General features: G+C 63.5%; 16 protein-coding genes. 13 read left to right on the top strand and 3 right to left on the bottom strand.

What is annotated here, in order from left to right; genetic code table 11:
- Positions 1-73 precede the first annotated feature (73 nt).
- Positions 74-2,344 (top strand): heavy metal translocating P-type ATPase, encoded by a 2,271-nt coding sequence (locus tag DEM27_RS26685; RefSeq protein WP_109461296.1) that lies wholly within the window; start codon positions 74-76, stop codon positions 2,342-2,344.
- 121 nt (positions 2,345-2,465) lie between these two features.
- Here DEM27_RS26685 and DEM27_RS26680 read toward each other — a convergent pair whose 3' ends face one another.
- On the bottom strand, positions 2,466-3,395 hold the full coding sequence (locus DEM27_RS26680) for a bifunctional enoyl-CoA hydratase/phosphate acetyltransferase (protein WP_109461295.1): 930 nt from the start codon (positions 3,393-3,395) through the stop codon (positions 2,466-2,468).
- Positions 3,396-3,658: 263 nt separating this feature from the next.
- On the opposite strand from DEM27_RS26680, the gene oiaX reads away from it, so the two are divergent.
- From oiaX to apnL, 9 genes are all read left to right on the top strand, one after another.
- The gene (gene oiaX, locus DEM27_RS26675) at positions 3,659-4,915 is read left to right on the top strand and encodes a 3-oxo-isoapionate-4-phosphate decarboxylase OiaX (RefSeq protein ID WP_109461367.1); all 1,257 of its coding nucleotides are present in this window, start codon (positions 3,659-3,661) and stop codon (positions 4,913-4,915) included.
- 5 nt (positions 4,916-4,920) lie between these two features.
- Positions 4,921-6,288, top strand: a complete 1,368-nt coding sequence (locus DEM27_RS26670) for a four-carbon acid sugar kinase family protein (RefSeq protein WP_109461294.1) — start codon at positions 4,921-4,923, stop codon at positions 6,286-6,288.
- 64 nt (positions 6,289-6,352) lie between these two features.
- A complete protein-coding gene (locus tag DEM27_RS26665) occupies positions 6,353-7,180 on the top strand; it encodes a phosphogluconate dehydrogenase C-terminal domain-containing protein (protein ID WP_109461293.1) in 828 nt (275 codons plus the stop codon).
- A gap of 84 nt (positions 7,181-7,264) precedes the next feature.
- Positions 7,265-8,206, top strand: a complete 942-nt coding sequence (locus DEM27_RS26660; RefSeq protein WP_109461292.1) for a D-ribose ABC transporter substrate-binding protein — start codon at positions 7,265-7,267, stop codon at positions 8,204-8,206.
- 69 nt (positions 8,207-8,275) lie between these two features.
- The gene (locus DEM27_RS26655) at positions 8,276-8,911 is read left to right on the top strand and encodes a DUF2291 family protein (RefSeq protein ID WP_109461291.1); all 636 of its coding nucleotides are present in this window, start codon (positions 8,276-8,278) and stop codon (positions 8,909-8,911) included.
- A 4-nt stretch (positions 8,912-8,915) separates the two neighbouring features.
- Positions 8,916-10,460 carry a sugar ABC transporter ATP-binding protein gene (locus DEM27_RS26650; RefSeq protein WP_109461290.1) on the top strand — a complete coding sequence of 515 codons (1,545 nt, stop codon included), beginning with the start codon at positions 8,916-8,918 and terminating at the stop codon, positions 10,458-10,460.
- On the top strand, positions 10,460-11,521 hold the full coding sequence (locus DEM27_RS26645; RefSeq protein ID WP_109461289.1) for an ABC transporter permease: 1,062 nt from the start codon (positions 10,460-10,462) through the stop codon (positions 11,519-11,521). The genes DEM27_RS26650 and DEM27_RS26645 overlap by 1 nt, the downstream gene beginning before the upstream one ends.
- A gap of 5 nt (positions 11,522-11,526) precedes the next feature.
- Positions 11,527-12,561, top strand: a complete 1,035-nt coding sequence (locus DEM27_RS26640; RefSeq protein WP_109461288.1) for a Gfo/Idh/MocA family protein — start codon at positions 11,527-11,529, stop codon at positions 12,559-12,561.
- Positions 12,558-14,495, top strand: a complete 1,938-nt coding sequence (gene apnL, locus DEM27_RS26635; protein ID WP_109461287.1) for a D-apionate lactonase — start codon at positions 12,558-12,560, stop codon at positions 14,493-14,495. Before DEM27_RS26640 ends, apnL begins: the two co-directional genes overlap by 4 nt.
- 22 nt (positions 14,496-14,517) lie before the next feature.
- On the opposite strand, the gene DEM27_RS26630 is transcribed toward apnL, so the two are convergent.
- Positions 14,518-15,411, bottom strand: coding sequence for a DMT family transporter (locus tag DEM27_RS26630; RefSeq protein ID WP_109461286.1), 894 nt, complete (start codon positions 15,409-15,411; stop codon positions 14,518-14,520).
- A gap of 116 nt (positions 15,412-15,527) precedes the next feature.
- Here DEM27_RS26630 and DEM27_RS26625 point away from each other — a divergent pair, with 116 nt between their 5' ends.
- The gene (locus DEM27_RS26625; RefSeq protein ID WP_109461285.1) at positions 15,528-16,931 is read left to right on the top strand and encodes an aminotransferase-like domain-containing protein; all 1,404 of its coding nucleotides are present in this window, start codon (positions 15,528-15,530) and stop codon (positions 16,929-16,931) included.
- A gap of 9 nt (positions 16,932-16,940) precedes the next feature.
- On the opposite strand, the gene DEM27_RS26620 is transcribed toward DEM27_RS26625, so the two are convergent.
- The gene (locus DEM27_RS26620; RefSeq protein WP_109461284.1) at positions 16,941-18,161 is read right to left on the bottom strand and encodes an amidohydrolase family protein; all 1,221 of its coding nucleotides are present in this window, start codon (positions 18,159-18,161) and stop codon (positions 16,941-16,943) included.
- A 201-nt stretch (positions 18,162-18,362) separates the two neighbouring features.
- Here DEM27_RS26620 and DEM27_RS26615 point away from each other — a divergent pair, with 201 nt between their 5' ends.
- Both DEM27_RS26615 and DEM27_RS26610 read left to right on the top strand, forming a co-directional pair.
- Positions 18,363-19,187: a ferredoxin--NADP reductase gene (locus tag DEM27_RS26615; RefSeq protein ID WP_109461283.1), complete on the top strand. Its 825-nt coding sequence runs from the start codon at positions 18,363-18,365 to the stop codon at positions 19,185-19,187.
- Positions 19,188-19,300: 113 nt separating this feature from the next.
- Positions 19,301-20,392 (top strand): LLM class flavin-dependent oxidoreductase, encoded by a 1,092-nt coding sequence (locus tag DEM27_RS26610; protein WP_109461282.1) that lies wholly within the window; start codon positions 19,301-19,303, stop codon positions 20,390-20,392.
- Positions 20,393-20,417: the final 25 nt, after the last annotated feature.

The following is a 20,417-nucleotide window of genomic DNA, read 5'->3' as shown; positions in this document are numbered from 1 at the left end:
ATCGAAAAATACCTCTTGTTCCTCTAGTGGCTAGAGGTCGTAGAACCTGTTTTGTAAACAGGAGAACCGACCGATGACCACGCCTTTGCAGACACGTTTCCGGGTTGACGGCATGGATTGCGCGTCTTGCGCCAGCAAGATCGACACGGCGGTGCGGCGTATGCCCGGCGTCGCCGACGTCTCCGTGTCGGTGACGTCAGGGACGATGACGGTCAGCCACGACGAAGCCAGCGACCTCGAGGCCATCGGCAAGAAGGTGTCTGGGCTCGGTTACGACGTGGCCCGATTGGCGCCACGGGAGGTTGGTCAGCCGCAGGAGGCGCACGCCCACGGTCCGTCCTGTAACCATGATCACGATGCGCACGCCCACGATCACGCGCATGGTGAATTGCATCGTCACGATCATGATCACACTCCTCCGGCTGCGAGGCAGGCCGTCGCCGAGATCGAGGGATTGCATGGTCACGACCACGGTCCGAGCGAAGGCCCGTGGTGGAAGAGCCGCAAGGGCCGGCTGACGATCATGGCCGGTGCGGCGGTCGCCGTCGCTTACGGCATCGGCCATCTTTTCCCGGCGATCGGTCCTTATGCTTTTGCCGCGGCCATGCTGGTCGGCCTGCTGCCGATCGCCAGGCGGGCGATCATGGCGGCCATGGCCGGCACGCCGTTTTCCATCGAGATGCTGATGACGATCGCCGCCGTCGGCGCGCTCCTCATCAATGCCACGGAAGAGGCGGCCATGGTGGTCTTCCTGTTTCTCGTCGGCGAATTGCTGGAAGGCGTGGCCGCCGGCAAGGCCCGCGAGAGCATCAAGGCATTGACAAAATTGGTGCCGAAAACCGCCCTCGTCGAGGAAGATGGCAAGGTCAGCGAGGTCCCGGCGGAAAAACTCGCCGTCGGCGCGGTGATCCTGATGCGCCCCGGCGACCGCATTTCCGCCGACGGGGTAATCGTTTCAGGCGACAGCGCCATCAACGAGGCGCCCGTCACCGGCGAAAGCGTGCCTGTCCGCAAGGAGACCGGTGACACTGTCTTCGCCGGGACTGTGAACGGCGATGCCGCCCTTCGCATCCGCGTCACCGCCGCCGCCGAGGACAACACCATCGCCCGTGTCGTCCGTCTCGTCGAGGAAGCGCAGGAATCCAAGGCGCCGACGGAGCGGTTCATCGACCGGTTCTCGAAATATTATACGCCGGGCGTCGTGGTCGTCGCCGCTCTGGTGGCGGTCCTTCCGCCGCTGGTCGCCGGTGCTTCGTGGTCCGAATGGGTCTACAAGGGCCTGGCGATCCTGCTGATCGGCTGCCCCTGCGCTCTGGTGATCTCGACGCCGGCGGCGATTGCCGCGGCATTGTCGGCCGGGGCGCGCCGCGGGTTACTGGTCAAGGGCGGCGCCGTGCTCGAAGGCCTCGGCAAGCTCACGGCAATCGCGCTCGACAAGACCGGCACGCTGACCGAAGGCCAGCCGAAAGTCACCGACATCATCGCTTTCGGCAAGGATGCGCCCTCGACGCTTCGCCTGGCCGCAGCGCTGGAAGTCGGCTCCAGCCATCCGCTGGCGATGGCAATCTTCACCGAGGCGAAAAACCGGGGCATCGACATTCCGCCTTCCACCGATGCCAAGGCCCTGGGTGGCAAGGGCGTGACGGCGACGGTCGAGGGCGAGGCGGTGTTCCTCGGCTCGCCCAAGGCTGCGGCGGAACAGGTGGCGGTCTCGGCAGAACAGGCCGCAACCATCGCTGCGCTCAATGACGAGGGCAAGACCGTATCGCTGCTGATAACCGGCGGCGTGCTGGCCGGCGCGATCGCCATGCGCGACGAACCGCGGGCAGACGCGGTTTCGGGCCTGAAGGCGCTCACCGATGCCGGCATCCGCACCGTGATGCTGACGGGCGACAACAAGCGGACGGCAACGGCCATCGGCAAGACGCTCGGCATCGACGTCCGCGCCGAACTGATGCCCGAGGACAAGCAGCGCATCGTCGGCGAACTGCAGAAACAGGGTCTTGTCGTCGGCAAGGTGGGCGACGGCATCAACGATGCGCCGGCGCTGGCGGCAGCCGACATCGGCATCGCCATGGGCGGCGGCACGGATGTGGCGCTGGAAACCGCCGATGCCGCCGTGCTTCACGGCCGGGTGGGGGACGTGGCGTTGATGGTGGACCTGTCGAAGCGCACCATGCGCAACATCGTCCAGAACATCACCATGTCGCTCGGCCTCAAGGCGGTGTTCCTGGTCACGACGATTGCCGGCATCACCGGCCTGTGGCCGGCCATCCTCGCCGATACGGGCGCCACGGTGCTGGTGACGATGAACGCGCTCCGGCTGCTGCGGCCGATCCGGTAGTGGGACTCATGCTTGCGGAATGAGGGGGCGCCACACGGCAAAACCTCACCTTGTCTCGCCCCCTCATCCGACCCTTCGGGCCACCTTCTCCCCCACGGGGGAGAAGGGGAAGGAGCCAGCCTTACCGCAGGCGTCCGTTCGCACGGGCATCGGCAACCAGCGCAGCGAGCGCGCAGGAGAGCAGCCGTGTCCGCTCGCTGTCGGCGCGGCTCGTCAGGATCACCGGCACCCGGGCACCGAGCACGATGCCGGCCGCCTCGGCGCCACCGAGGAAGGTCAGTTGTTTGGCCAGCATGTTGCCGGCCTCGATATCCGGCACGACGAGAATGTCGGCATGGCCGGCGACCACGGAAACGATGCCTTTTTCCCTGGCGGCTTCGGGGCTGATGGCATTGTCGAAGGCCAGCGGGCCGTCGATGAGGCAGCCGGTGATCTGCCCGCGCTCCGCCATCTTGCAGAGTGCCGCGGCATCCAGCGTCGCTTGCATTTTCGGGTTGACGGTTTCGACGGCCGCCAGAACCGCCACCTTCGGCGGCGTAGCCTCGCCGAAAACGATGCGCCAGAGATCGACGGCGTTCTGCACGATATCGGCCTTCACCTGCAGGTCGGGCAATATGTTGACGGCCGCATCGGTGATGATGAAGGGTTTCGGGTAGGAGGCGATGCTCATCAGGTAGGAATGCGAGATGCGCCGCTCCGTGCGCAGCCCGGCATCGGCCTTCACGATGGCGCCGAGCAGTTCGTCCGTATGCAGCGATCCCTTCATGATGACATCGACCTGGCGGCCTGCGGCCAGTTCCGCCGCCTTGGCGGCTGCGGCATGGCTGTGCTCGACATCGACGATGTCCCAGCCGGCGATATCGATCGATGCCTCCTGCGCTGCGGCGACAATTTTTGCCACGGGGCCGATCAGCACCGGTACGATCAGCTTTTCCCGAACCGACTCCGCGGCGGCCTCGATGACATTGGCTTTCACGGGGTGAACGATTGCCGTCCGCGTCGGGGAAAGGGTCTGGCAGAGTGCGAGGATCGCGTCGGTCTGTTGGCTCATCGGTGGTTCTGTCGCTCCGGTTTCCTAGGGGTCGAGACGCCTGTCTAGGGAAGCAGGCGTCGGGCCGGACGGACTATAGGCAGCGAATCATGAAAATCCAGAGACGGGTATGCCGGTTTACCGTGATGTCTTTCGATCGTTTCGATCATCCGGAATGGGTGGGGAGGGGCTTGCATCAATGATATACTCATTATACCAGTATGCCGATTTCGCCGGTGACACATGCCGCCGGCGCAGAATACCAGCGGAGAGGAACCGTCGGCATGATCGTCGTCACCTATCGGATCGAGACACCCGGCAGCATCGAGGCCATGGCGGAGAAGATCGCCAGCGACCAGTCCACGGGCACCTTCGTGCCGGTGCCGGGGGAGACGCCGGAACTGAAAGCGCGCGTCGCCGCCCGCGTGCTGGACATCCGCCCGCTGGCCGATGCCGAGTGCCCGTCCTGGCCGGAAGCTGCGGATGATCAACGACCGCTCTGCCGCGCCGATGTCGATATCGGCTTTCCGCTGGAAGCGATCGGTACGGATCTCTCGGCGTTGATGACGATTGCCGTTGGCGGCATCTTTTCCATTCGCGGTTTTACAGGGCTGCGCATCGTTGACCTGAAACTGCCGGAAGCCTTTCGCGGTGCCTATCCCGGCCCGCAATTCGGCATGCCGGGCAGCCGGCGGCTGACCGGCGTCGAAGGTCGGCCGATCATTGGCACCATCGTCAAGCCGGCGCTCGGACTGCGGCCGCACGAGACCGCCGAACTGGTCGGCGAACTGATCTCATCAGGCGTCGATTTCATCAAGGATGACGAAAAGCTGATGAGCCCGGCCTATTCGCCACTAAAAGAGCGGGTGGCCGCCATCATGCCGAAAATCCTCGATCACGAACAGAAGACCGGCAAGAAGGTCATGTATGCCTTCGGCATCTCCCACACCGATCCGGATGAAATGATGCGCAACCACGATCTGGTGGCGGAAGCCGGCGGCAATTGCGCCGTGATCAACATCAACTCGATCGGAATGGGCGGCGTGGCTTTTCTCCGCAAGCGGTCGCGCCTCGTCCTGCATGCGCATCGCAACGGCTGGGACGTGCTGACCCGCCATCCTGGCATCGGCTTCGATTTCCGCGTCTGGCAGCAGTTCTGGCGCCTGCTCGGCGTCGACCAGTTCCAGATCAACGGCATCGGCGTCAAATATTGGGAGCCGGACGACAGTTTCGTCTCCTCCTTCGAGGCTGTGACGACGCCGCTGTTCGACAAGAGCGATTGCGCCCTGCCGGTCGCCGGCTCCGGCCAATGGGGCGGCCAGGCGCCGGAAACCTATCGTCGCACCGGACGCACCACCGACCTGCTGTATCTCTGCGGCGGCGGCATCGTCAGCCATCCGCAAGGTCCGGCTGCCGGCGTGCGGGCCGTGACCCAGGCATGGGAGGCGGCCGTCGCCGACATCCCGCTGGAAACCTATGCCAAGGACCATCCCGAACTGGCCGCCTCGCTGAAAAAATTCGGCGGCAGCAAGGAGTCGTAAACGCCATGGCCCCTCTTCTGACCTATTATGGCGACGATTTCACCGGCTCCACCGATGTCATGGAGGCGCTCTCCGCCAATGGCGTCGAGACCGTGCTGTTCCTCGGCATTCCGGGCGACGACCTTCTCCAGCGCTTTTCCCATTGTCGCGCCATCGGCATCGCCGGAACCAGCCGCAGCGAGACGCCGGAATGGATGGAGGCGCGGCTGACGCCGGTCTTTCGCTGGCTGAAATCGCGCGATGCCGCGATCTGCCATTACAAGGTCTGCTCCACCTTCGATTCCAGCCCGGCCATCGGCAATATCGGCAGGGCGGTGGAAATCGGCAAGGCGATCTTCGACCAGCCCTATGTGCCGCTGGTCGTCGGTGCGCCGCAGCTGAAGCGCTACACGGCATTCGGCAACCTGTTCGCCGCCTATCAGGGCGAGATCCATCGTATCGACCGGCATCCGGTGATGAGCCGCCATCCGGTTACGCCGATGCGGGAGGCGGATCTCGGCCGGCATCTTTCCGAGCAGACGGCGCTGCCGACCGGCGTTGTCGACCGGGTTACCCAGGCCTTGCCGGACGCCGCGACGCGCGTGGCGCAATTCTGCGCCGGGCAGCGCGGCATGGTGCTGTTCGATGTCGACGGTCCCGAAACGCAGGCCAGCGCCGGCCGCCTGTTGTGGCAGCTGCGGCGCCCGGACGGCTGGTTCGTCGCCGGTTCCTCCGGCGTTGAATATGCCTTGCTGTCCGCCTGGAGACAGGAGGGCCTGACGGCTGGCGCAACAGAGTTCCCGCTACCCGGCAAGGCGGACCGCATCGCCGTGGTCTCCGGCAGCGTTTCCCCGACGACGGAACGGCAGATCCGCACGGCCGCGCAGTCGGGTTTCGAGCCCGTCGCCGTCGATCCGTTGGACCTGCTGGGCGAAAACGCCGGGACAGCCGTCGAGCGTGCCGTTGCCGCCGGCCTCGATGTTCTGGCTCGTGGTCTCAGCCCTATCCTCTACACGGCGCTCGGCCCGTCGGCTGACCGGGGCGGCGAGATCGACCGCATCCCCGGCAGCCGGCATGCGCTGGGCCGCCTGCTCGGCACGATGCTCTGCCGCATGGTCGAGCAGGCGCAGTTGAAACGGGCCGTCATTGCCGGCGGCGACACGTCGAGCCACGCGCTCAAGGAATTGCATGTCGATGCCCTGACGACGCTCCTTCCGCTGCCGCAGACACCGGGATCGCCGCTCTGCACCGCCCACGGCGATTTCGCCGCCACCAACGGGCTGCAGATCGCCTTGAAGGGCGGGCAAGTCGGCTCCGATGGATATTTTGCGCAGATCCGCGATGGGCTCGCGGCTTCATGCGTGGATGCGGTGAAAAAGTCGACCACATCATGATATGCTGATTGACTCATTATACCAGTTGATTATAGTTCCCCAAAACAAATACAGGTGAGGAAACATGACTTCGATCGCGTTGTTTGGCGCCGGCGGCAAGATGGGCTATCGGCTGGCCAAGAATCTCAAGAGCTCGCGTTTCGACGTGCGCCACGTCGAGGTCAGCGATGCCGGCAAGGCAAGGCTTCAGAACGATCTCGGCCTGTCCTGCGTGCCGGTGGATGAAGCCCTCAACGGTGCCGACGTGGTGATCCTCGCCGTTCCGGATACGGCCATCGGCAAGGTTGCGGCCGGCATCGTCGACAAGCTGCCGGCCGGCACCATGGTCGTGGCCCTCGATGCGGCAGCACCGTTTGCCGGTCATCTGCCTGTCCGCGGCGATCTCACCTATTTCGTGACGCATCCGTGCCATCCGCCGATCTTCAACGACGAAACGGACATGCAGGCGAAGAAGGACCATTTCGGTGGCCTGTTCGCCAAGCAGCACATCGTCTCTGCGCTGATGCAGGGTCCCGAGGAGGCCTATGGGCTCGGCGAAGAAATCGCCAAGGTTATCTGGGCGCCGGTCATGCGGTCGCACCGTGTTACCGTCGAGCAGATGGCGATGCTGGAGCCCGGCCTTTCGGAAACCGTCTGCGCCTCGCTGCTCGTCGTCATGCGCCAGGCCATGGATGAATGCGTCGCCCGCGGTGTACCGGCGGAAGCTGCCCGCGACTTCCTGCTCGGCCACATGAACGTTCTCGGTGCCGTGATCTTCAAGGAAGTCGACGGCGTGTTCTCCGATGCCTGCAACAAGGCGATCGAATTCGGCATCCCCGCGCTGATGCGCGACGACTGGAAGAATGTTTTCGAACCGGCGGAAATCGCCGAAAGCATCCGCCGTATTACCTGATTTTTATTTGCCGGGGGAATGTCTCCCCCGGCCGCCATCTGTCCTGCAGGGAGCGGGGCTGATTTTTCACTTGGGAGGATAAACATGAAATTGACTCGCAGACTGACTCTGGCCGCGTTTGCCGCAACGCTCGCGCTCGGCACAGCCATGCCGGCTTTTGCCGCCGATCTTATCGCCATCATCACCCCGTCGCACGACAACCCGTTCTTCAAGGCAGAAGCCGTCGGCGCCGAAGCAAAGGCAAAGGAACTGGGCTACGAGGCGCTCGTGCTGGTTCATGACGACGACGCCAACAAGCAAAGCCAGTTGATCGATACCGCCATCGGCCGCGGCGCCAAGGCGATCATCCTCGACAACGCCGGCGCCGATGCTTCGGTCGCCGCTGTCCAGAAGGCCAAGGATGCAGGCATCCCGTCCTTCCTGATCGACCGCGAAATCAATGCCAGCGGCGTTGCCGTCTCGCAGATCGTTTCGAACAACTATCAGGGCGCGCAGCTCGGTGCCGAAGAATTCGTCAAGCTGATGGGCGAGAAGGGCAACTATGTCGAGCTCGTCGGCAAGGAATCCGACACCAACGCCGGCATCCGCTCCAAGGGTTACCACGACGTCATCGACGAATATCCGGACCTGAAGATGGTCGCCCAGCAATCGGCCAACTGGAGCCAGACGGAAGCCTACTCCAAGATGGAAACCATCCTGCAGGCCAATCCGGACATCCAGGGCGTCATCGCCGGCAATGACACGATGGCCATGGGCGCAATCGCAGCCCTCCAGGCTGCCGGCAAGAAGGACGTCATCGTCGTCGGCTTCGACGGCTCCAACGACGTTCGCGACTCGATCAAGTCGGGCGGCATCAAGGCAACCGTCCTGCAGCCGGCCTACGCACAGGCCCAGATGGCTGTCCAGCAGGCACACGACTACATTACGTCGGGCAAGAAGCCGGCTGAAGAAAAGCAGCTGATGGATTGCGTGCTCATCAACGCCGACAACGCTGGCAAGCTCGAAACCTTCGCGCTGGCACAGTAACATCTCCCAAGCTGACGACGCGGAGGGGCTTGCTCCTCCGCGTCCTTCATTGTCGCCGGAGCTTATCCCATGCACATCAGGGCTGTCGCCATGATCCTGCTCGCAGCCGCCTTTGCGTTGCCGGGCTGCAAATTTGTCAAGACGGCCGATCAAGCCAGGAATGCTGCGGCCAATGCCTTCGATCCCGACAAGGCGGTGGCCGATATCTGGGATTCGAAGGTCGTTCCTTATCTCGAAACGCGCGGCGCCCCGATCAAGGACGTGCTGGCGCTGGCTGCCATCGACGTGGATGGAGCCGGCCAGAAGTATGGCTACAAGGCCAAGCAGGGCAATGCGCCCTGGACCTTCATCGCCAAGGTCGACGGCGTGGTTGTCGCGGAAGAAACCAAGTCGCGCGCCGCCTATGTCGACGTCGACGTCGATGGTGATGCCAAGGCGGATGTTCGCGTTTCTATCGGCCCGGCGATCCGTGGCACGGCGCTGCGCGACAGCCTCGATTTCATCGACTTCAACTCCTTCAAGAACCAGATCGAGTGGGCGCAATTCGGCAAGTCGTTCAATACCCGCGTCAACGACACGCTGCTCTCGAAGCTGCCGCGCGAAAACCTGACTGGTAAGAAGGTGCAGGCGCTCGGCGCCTATCCGCTTCCCGCATCGGGCCAGCTGCCGCAGCTGGTTCCCGCCACGATCACCATCGGAGGCTGAGGCGATGACGGAGATCGACGACGGCGACGTGATCCTCGAGCTGAAGGACATCACCAAGGCCTATTCCGGCATCGTGGCGCTGAAGAAGGCCAATCTCAAGCTGCGCCGCGGCGCGGTCAACGTGCTCGTCGGCGAAAACGGCGCCGGCAAGTCGACGATGATGCGCATCATCGCCGGAGTCGAGCAGCCGACCATCGGCGAGATCTGGATGGAAGGCGAACGCATCCATCTTTCCTCGCCGGCGGACGCGGTGCGCCACGGCATCGGCATCGTTTTCCAGGAACTCAATCTGTTCGGTAACATGACGGTGGCCGAAAACATTTTTGCGACCCGCGAGATCACCCGCGGCGTGCTGGGCATCGATCACAAGGCGCAGGTCGAAAAGGCGAACGCCTTCCTCGACCGGCTGGAATCAGGCATTTCCGCCGAGACGCTGACGGAAGACCTGCCGATCGGCCAGCAACAGCTCGTCGAGATCGCCCGCGCCGTATCGCTGAATACCCGCATCCTGATCATGGACGAACCGACCTCGGCCTTGAGCGCGGCGGAAGTCGACGTCTTGTTCCGCGTCATCGCCGAACTGAAGGCGCAAGGCGTGGCGATCGTCTACATCTCGCACCGGCTGGAAGAGCTGATGCGCATCGGCGACTACATTACCGTGCTCAAGGACGGGCAGATCACCGGCCATGCGCTGGTCAAGGATATCGACACCCGCTGGATCGTCCGCTCGATGATCGGCTCGGACGCCAAGGATTTCGCCAAGGAGGTCGATCACGAACTCGGCGGCGAGGTGATCCGGCTCGACAATATCACCCTGCCGCGCTCGCAGGGCGGTTATGCCGTCGATCACGTTTCGCTGTCCGTCCGCAAGGGCGAGATCCTCGGCATCTACGGGTTGATGGGCGCCGGGCGCAGCGAACTTTTCGAATGCATCATGGGCCGGCATGAGCACGATACCGGCAAGGTGTTCATCGACGGCCAGGAGCTTCTGGAGCGCGATACCACCGGCCGTATCGAGCGCGGCATTGCGCTGATCCCGGAGGACCGGCAGCGCGAAGGGCTGGTGCAATGCCTGTCGATTGCCGAAAACCTGTCGCTGGCAAGCCTTGGCCAGTTTCTGCGCTTCGGTTTCCACATCATCACCGGCAAGGAAAAGCAGGCGGTGGCGGATGCCATCCGCAGCCTGTCGATCAAGGCGCGCAATCCGGATTTCGAGGTCACCTCGATGTCGGGCGGCAACCAGCAGAAGGTGGTGATCGGCAAGGCGCTGATGACCGGCCCGAAGGTGCTGTTGATGGACGAGCCTTCGCGCGGCATCGACGTCGGCGCCAAGGCGGACGTCTTCCGCACCATGCGCCGGCTGGCGAGCGAAGGCCTGGCCATTCTCTTTTCCACCTCCGACCTCGAAGAGGTCATGGCATTGTCCGACCGTATCGCGGTGATGAGCAACGGCCGGCTGGTGATGGTCATCGACCGCAACCAGGCGACCGAAGAGGCGATCGTAAAGGCCTCCGCAGAGGGACACACGACAAAAAGGATGCATGCGTGATGACGACAGCCACCCAAACTGCCGCCGGATCGGCCAATAGCGGCTCATTGCTGCTGACGCTGATGAAGCTTCGCACCTTCATCGCCCTCTTCGCCGTCATCATCTTCTTCTCAATCTTCGCGCCGAACTTCCTGTCGACCGCGAACATGATCCTGATGTCGAAGCATGCGACGCAGAATGCCTTCCTGGCGATCGGCATGACCTTCGTCATCATCACCGGCGGCATCGACCTCTCGGTCGGCTCGATCGTCGGCCTGTGCGGCATGATCGCCGGCGGCCTGATCATCTACGGCATCGACCTGCCGATCGGCTATACCGTCTATTTCAACATTCTCGAAGTGGCCGTCATCGTCGCCGTCGTCGGCGTACTCATTGGTGCCGTCAACGGCCTGCTGATCACCAGGCTGAACGTCGCGCCATTCATCGCCACGCTCGGCACGCTCTATGTCGCCCGCGGCGCCGCGCTGCTCTATTCCGATGGCCAGACTCTGCCGAACCTCGTCGGTCGAGAAGACCTCGGCAACCAGGGTTTTTCCTACTTTGGTTCCGGTACCATCATCGGCCTGCCGGTCTCGGTGTGGATGCTGGTCATCGTCGCACTCGGCGCGGCCTACTTCGCCCGTTTCGTGCCGCTCGGCCGTCATATCTTTGCCGTCGGCGGTAATGAGCGCGCTGCCCGCATGTCCGGCATCCGCGTCAGCCGGGTAAAAATGTTCGTCTACATGTTCTCCGGCTTCTGTGCCGCGCTGGTGGGCCTGATCGTCTCTTCGGAACTGATGGCGTCGCATCCGGCGACCGGCACGAACCTCGAACTCAACGCCATCGCCGCAGCCGTTCTCGGCGGCACCTCGATGTCGGGCGGACGCGGCACGATCGGCGGCACCATCGTCGGCGCCTTCGTCATCGGCATCCTCTCCGATGGCCTTGTCATGATGGGCGTATCATCCTTCTGGCAGATGGTCATCAAGGGTCTGGTCATCATCATCGCCGTCGTCGTCGACCAGGCGCAGCGCAAGATGCAGGCCCGCGTCACGCTGATGCAGATGGCAAAGCAGGGATAAGACAGATGAGCGAGCTTCGTGGCGCCCTGATCGGTTGCGGCTTTTTCGCCGTCAACCAGATGTTTGGCTGGAGGGATGTCAAAGGCGCCGGGATCGTCGCAATCTGCGACCGCGATCCCGAGCGGCTGAAGATTGTCGGCGACCAGTTCGGCATCGAACGCCGTTATAGCGATGCGGCACAGATGTTTGCCGATGGCGGCTTCGATTTCGTCGATATCGCCACCACCGTGCAGAGCCATCGCCCGCTGGTCGAGATGGCAGCCGCCCACAAAATTCCGGCGATCTGCCAGAAACCCTTCGCTCCAACGCTTGCCGATGCCAAGGCAATGGTGAAGGCTTGCCGCGATGCCGGCGTGCCCTTGATGGTGCACGAGAATTTTCGCTGGCAGACGCCGATCCAGGCCGTGCGCAAGGCACTCGATGCCGGCGCCATCGGTACGCCCTTCTGGGGTCGTTTCTCGTTCCGCTCCGGCTTCGATGTCTTTGCCCCCCAACCCTACCTGGCGGAAGGGTCGCGTTTTATTATCGAGGATCTCGGCATCCACACGCTGGACATCGCCCGCTTCATCCTCGGCGACGTGTCTTCGCTGACCGCACGGACGAAACGCGTCAATCCGGCGATCAAGGGCGAGGACGTGGCCACCATCCTGCTGGACCATGAGCGCGGCGCCACCTCCATCGTCGATGTCAGCTATGCGACGAAGCTGGGTATCGAGCCCTTCCCGGAAACCTTGATCGAACTGGATGGTACGGAAGGCACGATCCGGCTCAGCCAGGGTTACAAGCTTGAAATCACCAATGCCAAGGGCACGGAAATCGTCGATGCGTCGCCGGCCTTGCTGTCCTGGGCGTCGCGCCCCTGGCATAACATCCAGGAAAGCGTCTATGCTATCCAGCAGCATTGGGCCGACCGGCTCGCGGCCGGAGAGGAGACATCCACCTCCGGCGACGACAACCTGAAGACCTTCGCGCTGGTCGAGGCCGCTTATGAAAGTGCGGCCAGCGGCAAGCCAGTCGAAATCGGAGTTCTGCTTGCATGACGATACCGGCCGACCGCGCTTTCCTTCTCTACGGCACCACCAGAACCGAACCGGCGCCGACGGAACTGAAGGCCGGCCGACTGACAGCCAAACTGGTCGGCGGCAACCTGCGCGACATCCGCTACGAAGGCGTCGACGTGCTGCGCGCCATCTCTTTCCTGGTGCGCGACCGCGATTGGGGCACCTATGATCCGGAGCTTTTCGATTTGAGCGTCGAGGAGACGGAGGAGCAGTTTACCGTGCGTTACGGCACACGCTGCAACGGGCCGGATATGATGCAACTCAGCATCGCCGCCACGATCACCGGCACGGCCGAAGGCATGCTGGTGTTTGCGGCCGCGGCAATGTCGCCGACAGGTTTCGAAACAAACCGCTGCGGTTTCTGCATCCTGCATCCCATCGGCGGCCTGGCGGGAACGAATGTGTCGATCGAACATGTCGACGGCAGTCTCGAGGCGACACGGTTGCCCGACCTGATCCAACCCTGGCAACCGTTCAAGGATATGCGTGCGATCACGCACACCGTGCTACCCGGTATTACCGCCGAGTGCCGCATGGATGGCGATACGTTCGAGATGGAAGACCAGCGAAACTGGTCGGATGCCTCCTACAAGACCTATGTCCGGCCGCTGGCGCTGGCCTGGCCCTACATGATCGCGGCCGGGGAAACCGTATCGCAGACGATCACGCTGACCATCCGTGACGAAGAACCTAAAGCCAGCCTGCTGCTCTCGCCGGCAAACCCCGTAACTCTGCAGTGGGGTGAACAGGACGGCGAACTGCCTCGGATCGGCATCGTCGTGACGCCGGAAGAGGCGGCGGATACGGCCGTGGCGCTGAGAGCCCATGGCAGTTTCGGCCTCCAGGACCTGCTCCTGCATTTCGATCCCGCAGCCGGGCATGGACGCGCAGCGATAGACGCCTTCGTTCCGCTCGCTGCCGGTCACAAGGGCACGGTGACGATGGAAATCGCCGTGCCGTGCCAGAGGCCGCTTGATGAAGAAATGCAGGAGATCGCGACCATGGTCCGCGAGGCGCGCCTGCGGCTCGATGCGATCATGGTCTCGCCGTCCGTCGATCGGCAATCGACGCCGCCGGGCAGCCAGTGGCCGGATTGCCCGCCGCTGGAAGAGGTGTATGCCGCGGCGAAAGCGGCTTTCCCGACGATTGCGCTTGGCGGCGGCATGCTGAGCTATTTTACCGAGATCAACCGGAAGCGTGTCCCCGGAGAACAGGTGGCCTTCGTCTCGCACGCCACCAATCCGATCGTGCATGCGGCCGACGATCAGAGCGTGATGGAAACGCTGGAGGCGCTGCCCTTCATCACCCGCTCGCTGCGGGCGATCTATGGCGCAAAGGACTACCGTATCGGCCCATCGACGATCGCCATGCGGCAAAATCCCTACGGCAGCCGCACGATGGACAATCCGCACGGCGAGCGCATTCCCATGGCCAACCGCGACCCGCGCCACAACGGCCTTTTCGGCGCGGCCTTTGCGCTCGGATATGCGGCGGCCGTTGCCGATGCCGGCCTGACGCGTCTGACGCTGTCGGCGGCGACCGGACCTTTCGGCCTGATCGCCGGTCCCGGCGAACCCGTGCCGCAGGGCGGCTTGCGGCCTCTGGCGCATGTCGTCAGGGCTCTTGCCTGCATGGCGGGGTGGGAATGGCAGGAGGTTGTCAGTTCCCGGGCGGGCAGCCTGCTGGCGCTCTGCGGTCGAAAGGGCAAGGAGACCGTCCTGCTGTGCGCCAACATCACCACCGAGCCGGTGACGATCGATCTTGCCGGATTGAGGGTACCGGGAAACGCATCGTTCCATGTGCTGGAAGAGACCAATCTGGTTGCCGCTTCATCGGGAGAGATTCCCGAAACGCCGGCCTCGACGCCGCTCTTCACACTTGCCGCCTATGGTGTGGCGCGCCTGAGCTGGTAGGACCGGCGCCCCGGACAGCCGCTCAGGTCGGACGCGGCGAAGCCGGCTGTGGACGGACCGCAAAGCGACGCGCGCCGAAAACGCAGAGAACGACGCCGGTGGTCACGACCAGCATGGCGACGTTGACCGCCTCGCCCAGGAGCAGCGCCGCCAGCAACAGGCCCATGAACGGCTGCAGCAACTGCAACTGGCCGACGGCGGCGATACCGCCCTGCGCCAGGCCGCGGTACCAGAAGATGAAGCCGATCAGCATGCTGAACAGCGATACATAGGCCAGTCCCGCCCAGGCGCTCTCCGGCACCTGCGACAGCGACGGCGGCACGTCGAAAACGGCGATGCCGAGCATCAGCGGCAGTGACAGCACCAGCGCCCAGGAAATCACCTGCCAGCCGCCGAGCCGCCGGGACAGCCTGGCCCCTTCGGCATAACCAAGCCCGCAGACAAGCACGGCCGCCAGCATCAACAGGTCGCCCAGCGGCGACACCGTGATGCCCTGCGACAAAGCGAAACCGACGACGAGAGCGCTGCCGAGGCCCGAAAACAGCCAAAAAACCGGATGTGGATATTCGCCGGCCCGCAGCATGCCGAAAATAGCCGTTGCCAGCGGCAGCAGGCCGATGAAGACGATGGAATGGGCAGCGGTGACATGCTGCAGCGCCAGTGCCGTCAGCAGCGGAAACCCGACGACCACGCCGAGCGCAACGATCAGCAGGGAGAGGATGTCACCACGCTCTGGCCGGCGCTCGCGGAAGGCGACGAGCAGGCCGAGGCCGAGAATACCGGCGATCACCGCGCGCGCTGCCGTCAGGAAAACCGGGTCGAAACCGGCCACCGCCAGCCGCGTTGCCGGCAGCGATGCGGAAAAGATCACCACGCCGACCATGCCGTTGATCAAGCCGCTCGTCGATTTGTCCATCGTGTCATTCTCCATTGCAATTCTGTCGTGACTATCGGGCGAGACCTCTGGCAGGACCAGAGACGATACAGTACAATTGAAAGAAACTGTTATGGATGCATGAGGAGTACGGTTTGATGACCGAGGAGGGCGAAGCCGCGATCAGTCCGGCAACCCGGATCGACCGGGTGATGACGGCCATCCGCGGCCGTATCGTCGATCGCAGCCTGATGCCCGGCAGCCGGTTGCCTTCGGTGCGCGCGCAATCGAAAGCGATGGGCGTGTCCGTTTCCACCGTCGTGGAAGCTTACGAGCGGCTTGCCGCCGAAGGCGTCATCCGCTCGCGGCCCGGTTCCGGTTTCTACGTTTCCGGTTCGGCTGCGCCGCTGGCGCTGGCCGAAATCGCTCCCCGACGTGAACGCAACGTCGATCCGCTCTGGATTTCGCGGCAATCGCTGGAGGCGGAAGGGGATGTCTTGAAGCCCGGATGCGGCTGGCTGCCGGCATCCTGGATGTTCGATACCGGCATCCGCCGTGCCTTGCGCACGCTCTCGCGGGCCGAAAATGCCGAGCTTGCCGATTACGGCACGCCGCTCGGCCATGCCGGCCTGCGCCAGATTTTGGCGCGGCGACTGGCGGCGCATGGGGTCGACGTCCATACCGGGCAGGTGCTGCTGACCGAATCCGGCACGCAGGCCATCGATCTCGTCTGCCGGCTGCTTTTGGAGCCCGGCGATACCGTGCTGGTCGACGATCCCTGCTATTTCAATTTCCATGCGCTGCTGAAGGCGCACCGCGCCAAGGCGGTCGGCGTGCACTATACGCCTTCCGGTCCTGATCTCGATGCTTTTACCACAGCGTTGCAGCTTCACAAGCCGCGGCTCTACATCACCAACTCCGCCATCCACAATCCGACCGGCGCCGTGCTTTCGCCGGTAACCGCCCACCGGCTGCTGAAACTTGCCGAGGAAGCCGATCTCCTCATCGTCGAGGACGATATCTTTGCCGATTTCGAGGAAGCGCCGGCACCGCGGCTTTCGGCGTTCGACGGCCTGTCGCGGGTCATCCAGATCGGCAGCTTTTCCAAGACACTGTCGGCGGCGATCCGTTGCGGCTACATCGCGGCGCGGGAAGACTGGATCGACAAGCTCGCCGACCTTAAGATCGCCACCAGCTTCGGCGGCGCCCGCCTTGCGGCCAGCATCCTCGCTTTGGCACTGACCGACGGCAGTTATCGCAAGCACATGGAGACCGTGCGGCGGCGTCTCGGAGAAGCGAGAACCACGACGGCGACCCGGCTCGCCCGCCTCGGCATCGAGCCATGGCTGCGCCCCGGCGCCGGCATGTTCTTATGGTGCCGTCTGCCCGGCGAAACCGATGCGACGGAACTGGCGCGTCGGTGCCTCGATGACGGCGTGGTCCTGGCACCCGGCAACGCCTTCAGCCTGTCGCAGACCGCCCGCAGCTTCATGCGCTTCAACGTCGCGCAATCGGCCGACGAACGTGTTTTCCGTAGCCTTGAGGCCGCACTGCACCACTAAAGCCTGGGGTCACTTCGCCTCGTAACGATCATAACGGCCGAAGACGATTTCGGGCAGGGCATTGGCCGGCGGCGTGTTGCGGCTGCGCTGGGTGCGGACGATGCCGTCGATGATCGTCATGCCGATGCCCGGCAGATTGCCCTGCTTGACCGAGTCGAGAATGGTCTTGCCAGGCGCATGCTGGGCACGGTCCATGATGACGAAATCCGCCGAGCGGCCGACGTCGATGATGCCGCAATCGAGGTTGCGCTGGCGGGCCGTGTTGCCGGTGCCAAGGCAGAAGGCGACTTCCGCCGGCAGGTCGGTAAAGCTGGCGACCAGCGAGATCATTCGCAGGATGCCGAGCGGCTGCACGCCGGAGCCGGCCGGCCCGTCCGTGCCCAAAATCACCTGGTCGAGCTTCTTGAGTTCGCGTGCGGTGTTGACGGTGAGGATCGCGGCACGCTCATTGCCGTTGTGGACGATTTCGAGGCCGCGCGAACAGCGCTCGCAGATGCAGACGATCTGGTCGTCGGGAAGCGCCGTGTGGCCGCCGTTCAGGTGGCCGACGACATCGGTATCGGCTTCCAGCACCACGTCCTTGTCGATCAGGCCGGAGCCGGGGATCGACGGGCCGCCGGTGTGGATGGTGCTCTGGATGCCGTATTTGCGCGCCCAGGCAACCATCTTCTTGGCGTCGCCGGCCTCCTTGACGCTGCCGAGGCCGACTTCGCCGAGCAGTTTTACGCCGGCATCGGCGAGATCCTTGAAGTCCTGCTCTTCCATGCCCTTTTCGATGACCAGGGCGCCCGCATGCACCTTGACGCCGGAGGGGCGGAAATTCTGGTAGAAACGCTGCGCCGTGATCGCATGCGCCTTGAGACCGACGATGTCGCGTGGCCGGCCGGGCGTGTGGACCTCGCCTGCCGAGATCATCGTGGTGACGCCGCCGTTCAGCGTCGAATCGATCCAGTTGAGCTGCTGCTGGCGCGGTGTGTAGTCGCCGACGACAGGGTGGACGTGGCTGTCGATCAGGCCGGGCGAAACGGTCGTCCACATCGCATCGACGATGGTCGTCGCACCTTCGGTGTCGAGATCCTTTTCATAACCGATTGCGGTGATCTTGCCGTCGTCGCAGATGATGCAATCGCCGTCGAGGATCGGCTGCTCGATCTTTCCCGAGAGAATGAGGCCGATGTGCCGGATGACCAGCTTGCCCGCCTTTTCGTTGCCGCCCGCTGCTTCTGCCATGATATAATCCTTCGTTCCCGTGTTTTTGCGGGGCCTCTCCGGTCGTTTCACGCGGCAGATCGAACCCTTGTGTACGAATGTTAATCGCGGCCCCCAAACCTGTCGAGCATAAAAAAAGACCGAAGCCGGAAATGCGATATTGAGAAAGATTTTCATTCGTGTACAAATGAATAGACCGCGCACTTCGAGAGGATTTTGTCGATGACGACCGCCGATGGAGAATTGCTGGAAAGCCCGAAGGCCGTTACCTATGCCATCCCCGACAATGTCTTTGCCGAGACGGTGACGATGGTGAAGCATTACACGGAACGGCTTTTCCGTTTCCGCATCACCCGGCCGGCCAGTTTTCGGTTCCGCTCCGGCGAGTTCGTGATGATCGGCCTGCCGAATGCGGAAAAGCCGGTGTTCCGCGCCTACTCCATCGCCAGCCCCTCCTGGGACGAAGAGATCGAATTCTTCTCGATCAAGGTGCCGGGCGGGCCGCTGACCGAGCACCTGCAGAAAATCAAGGTCGGCGATACCGTGCTGATGCGCAAGAAGCCGACGGGCACGCTGGTGCTCGATGCACTGCTGCCGGGCAAGCGGCTGTACCTGCTCTCCACCGGTACCGGTGTTGCGCCCTTCGCCAGCCTGATCCGTGACCCGGAGACCTACGAAAAATTCGAGGAGGTCGTGCTGATCCAGACGTGCCGGGATGTCGCTGAACTGGACTATGCCCGCGAGCTGGCGGCCGGCCTTGCAGACGATCCGCTGGTCGGGGAATACGCCGACCGCCTGCGTCTTTACCTGACGACGACGCGCGAGCCGTCCGGCCACATGGGTCGCATCACCGACCTGATGGCGAGCGGCAAGTTTTTCGAAGATACCGGCCTGCCGCCGATCGATCCGGCCACCGACCGCGGCATGATCTGCGGCTCCATGGCGATGCTCAAGGATTGCAAGGCGATGCTGGAAGGTTTCGGCCTCGTGGAAGGCGCCAACAACGCGCCGGCCAGCTTCGTCGTCGAGCGCGCCTTCGTCGGCTGATCCGGCGGCCGGCCTGTTGCAGCGCAAAATTTTAAGCCTGAAATAATTCTTGTCACGGACGGCGTGGCGGATAGAGTATCCGCTATTTCCGCCTCCTGCCGATGAGAAGCTCCATGATCAAGCCGCATCCCCTGAAAGGCCCCAACACGCTGAAACTCGGCGTCTTTTCCGCCAATGCCGACGGGGGGCTTGCGATCACCGACGTGCCGGAGCGCTGGAAGGCGGGATGGGACGACAATCTCTCGGCGGCCCAGATCGCCGACCGCGCCGGCCTGGAATTTTTCCTGCCCATCGCCCGCTGGAAGGGATTTGGCGGCAAGAACCATGTGCGCGAGTGGAGTTTCGAGACTTTCACCTGGGCGGCAGCGCTGGCGGCGGCCACGCAGGACATCGGGCTGTTCATGACGGTGCATGTGCCGCTGGTGCATCCGCTCTATGCGGCCAAGGCGCTGGCGACGGTCGATCATGTCAGTCACGGTCGGGCCGGCCTCAACATCGTCTGCGGCTGGAACCCCAAGGAATTCGCCATGTTCGGCGTGCCGCTGGTGGAAAAGGGCTATGACCAGGCCACCGAATGGCTGGAGATCGTCGAACGCGCCTATATCTCCGAGGACCCCTTCGATTTTTCCGGCAGCTATTACACGCTCAAGGACGCCGTCAGCCGCCCTGCCAGCCTGCAGGCGCCGCGGCCGGTGACGATGAACGCCGCCTTCGGCGGGCCTGGCCGGGATTTCGCGGCGAAAAACTGCGATTACCTCTTCACCACTTTTACCGAGATTGCCGAATCCGGAAGCCACGTCGCCGACATTCGCAGCCGCGCCGAGGCGGCGGGACGCGATGTCGGCGTCTACACCGTCTGCCATGTCGTCTGCCGCGAGACGCAGCAGGAGGCGGAGGATTATTACCGCCGTTATGCCGTGACGTTGGCCGATCATGTCGCCGTGGATACGCATATGGCCGGTAAGAAGGAATTTTCTCAATCGCACGACCAGCAGGCTTATGCTCGCTACCGCCAGCGTTTTGCCGGCGGTGCCGGCAGCTATCCGCTGGTCGGCACGCCGGAAAAAATCGTCGCGGACATGCAGGCGATTTCGGCTGAGGGATATGCCGGCATCGCGTTGTCCTTCGTCAACTATACGCATGAACTGCCGTTCTTCTGCGACCGCGTGCTGCCCCTGCTGCGCCAGGCAGGCCTGCGTCTCTGAAAAGCTGGGGCGCGCAGGACAGGCG

Source organism: Rhizobium album (genome assembly GCF_003122325.1).
Taxonomy (GTDB): domain Bacteria; phylum Pseudomonadota; class Alphaproteobacteria; order Rhizobiales; family Rhizobiaceae; genus Metarhizobium; species Metarhizobium album.
The sequence above is the reverse complement of the archived record's forward strand: the minus strand, read 5'-3'. Positions and strand labels throughout refer to the sequence as shown.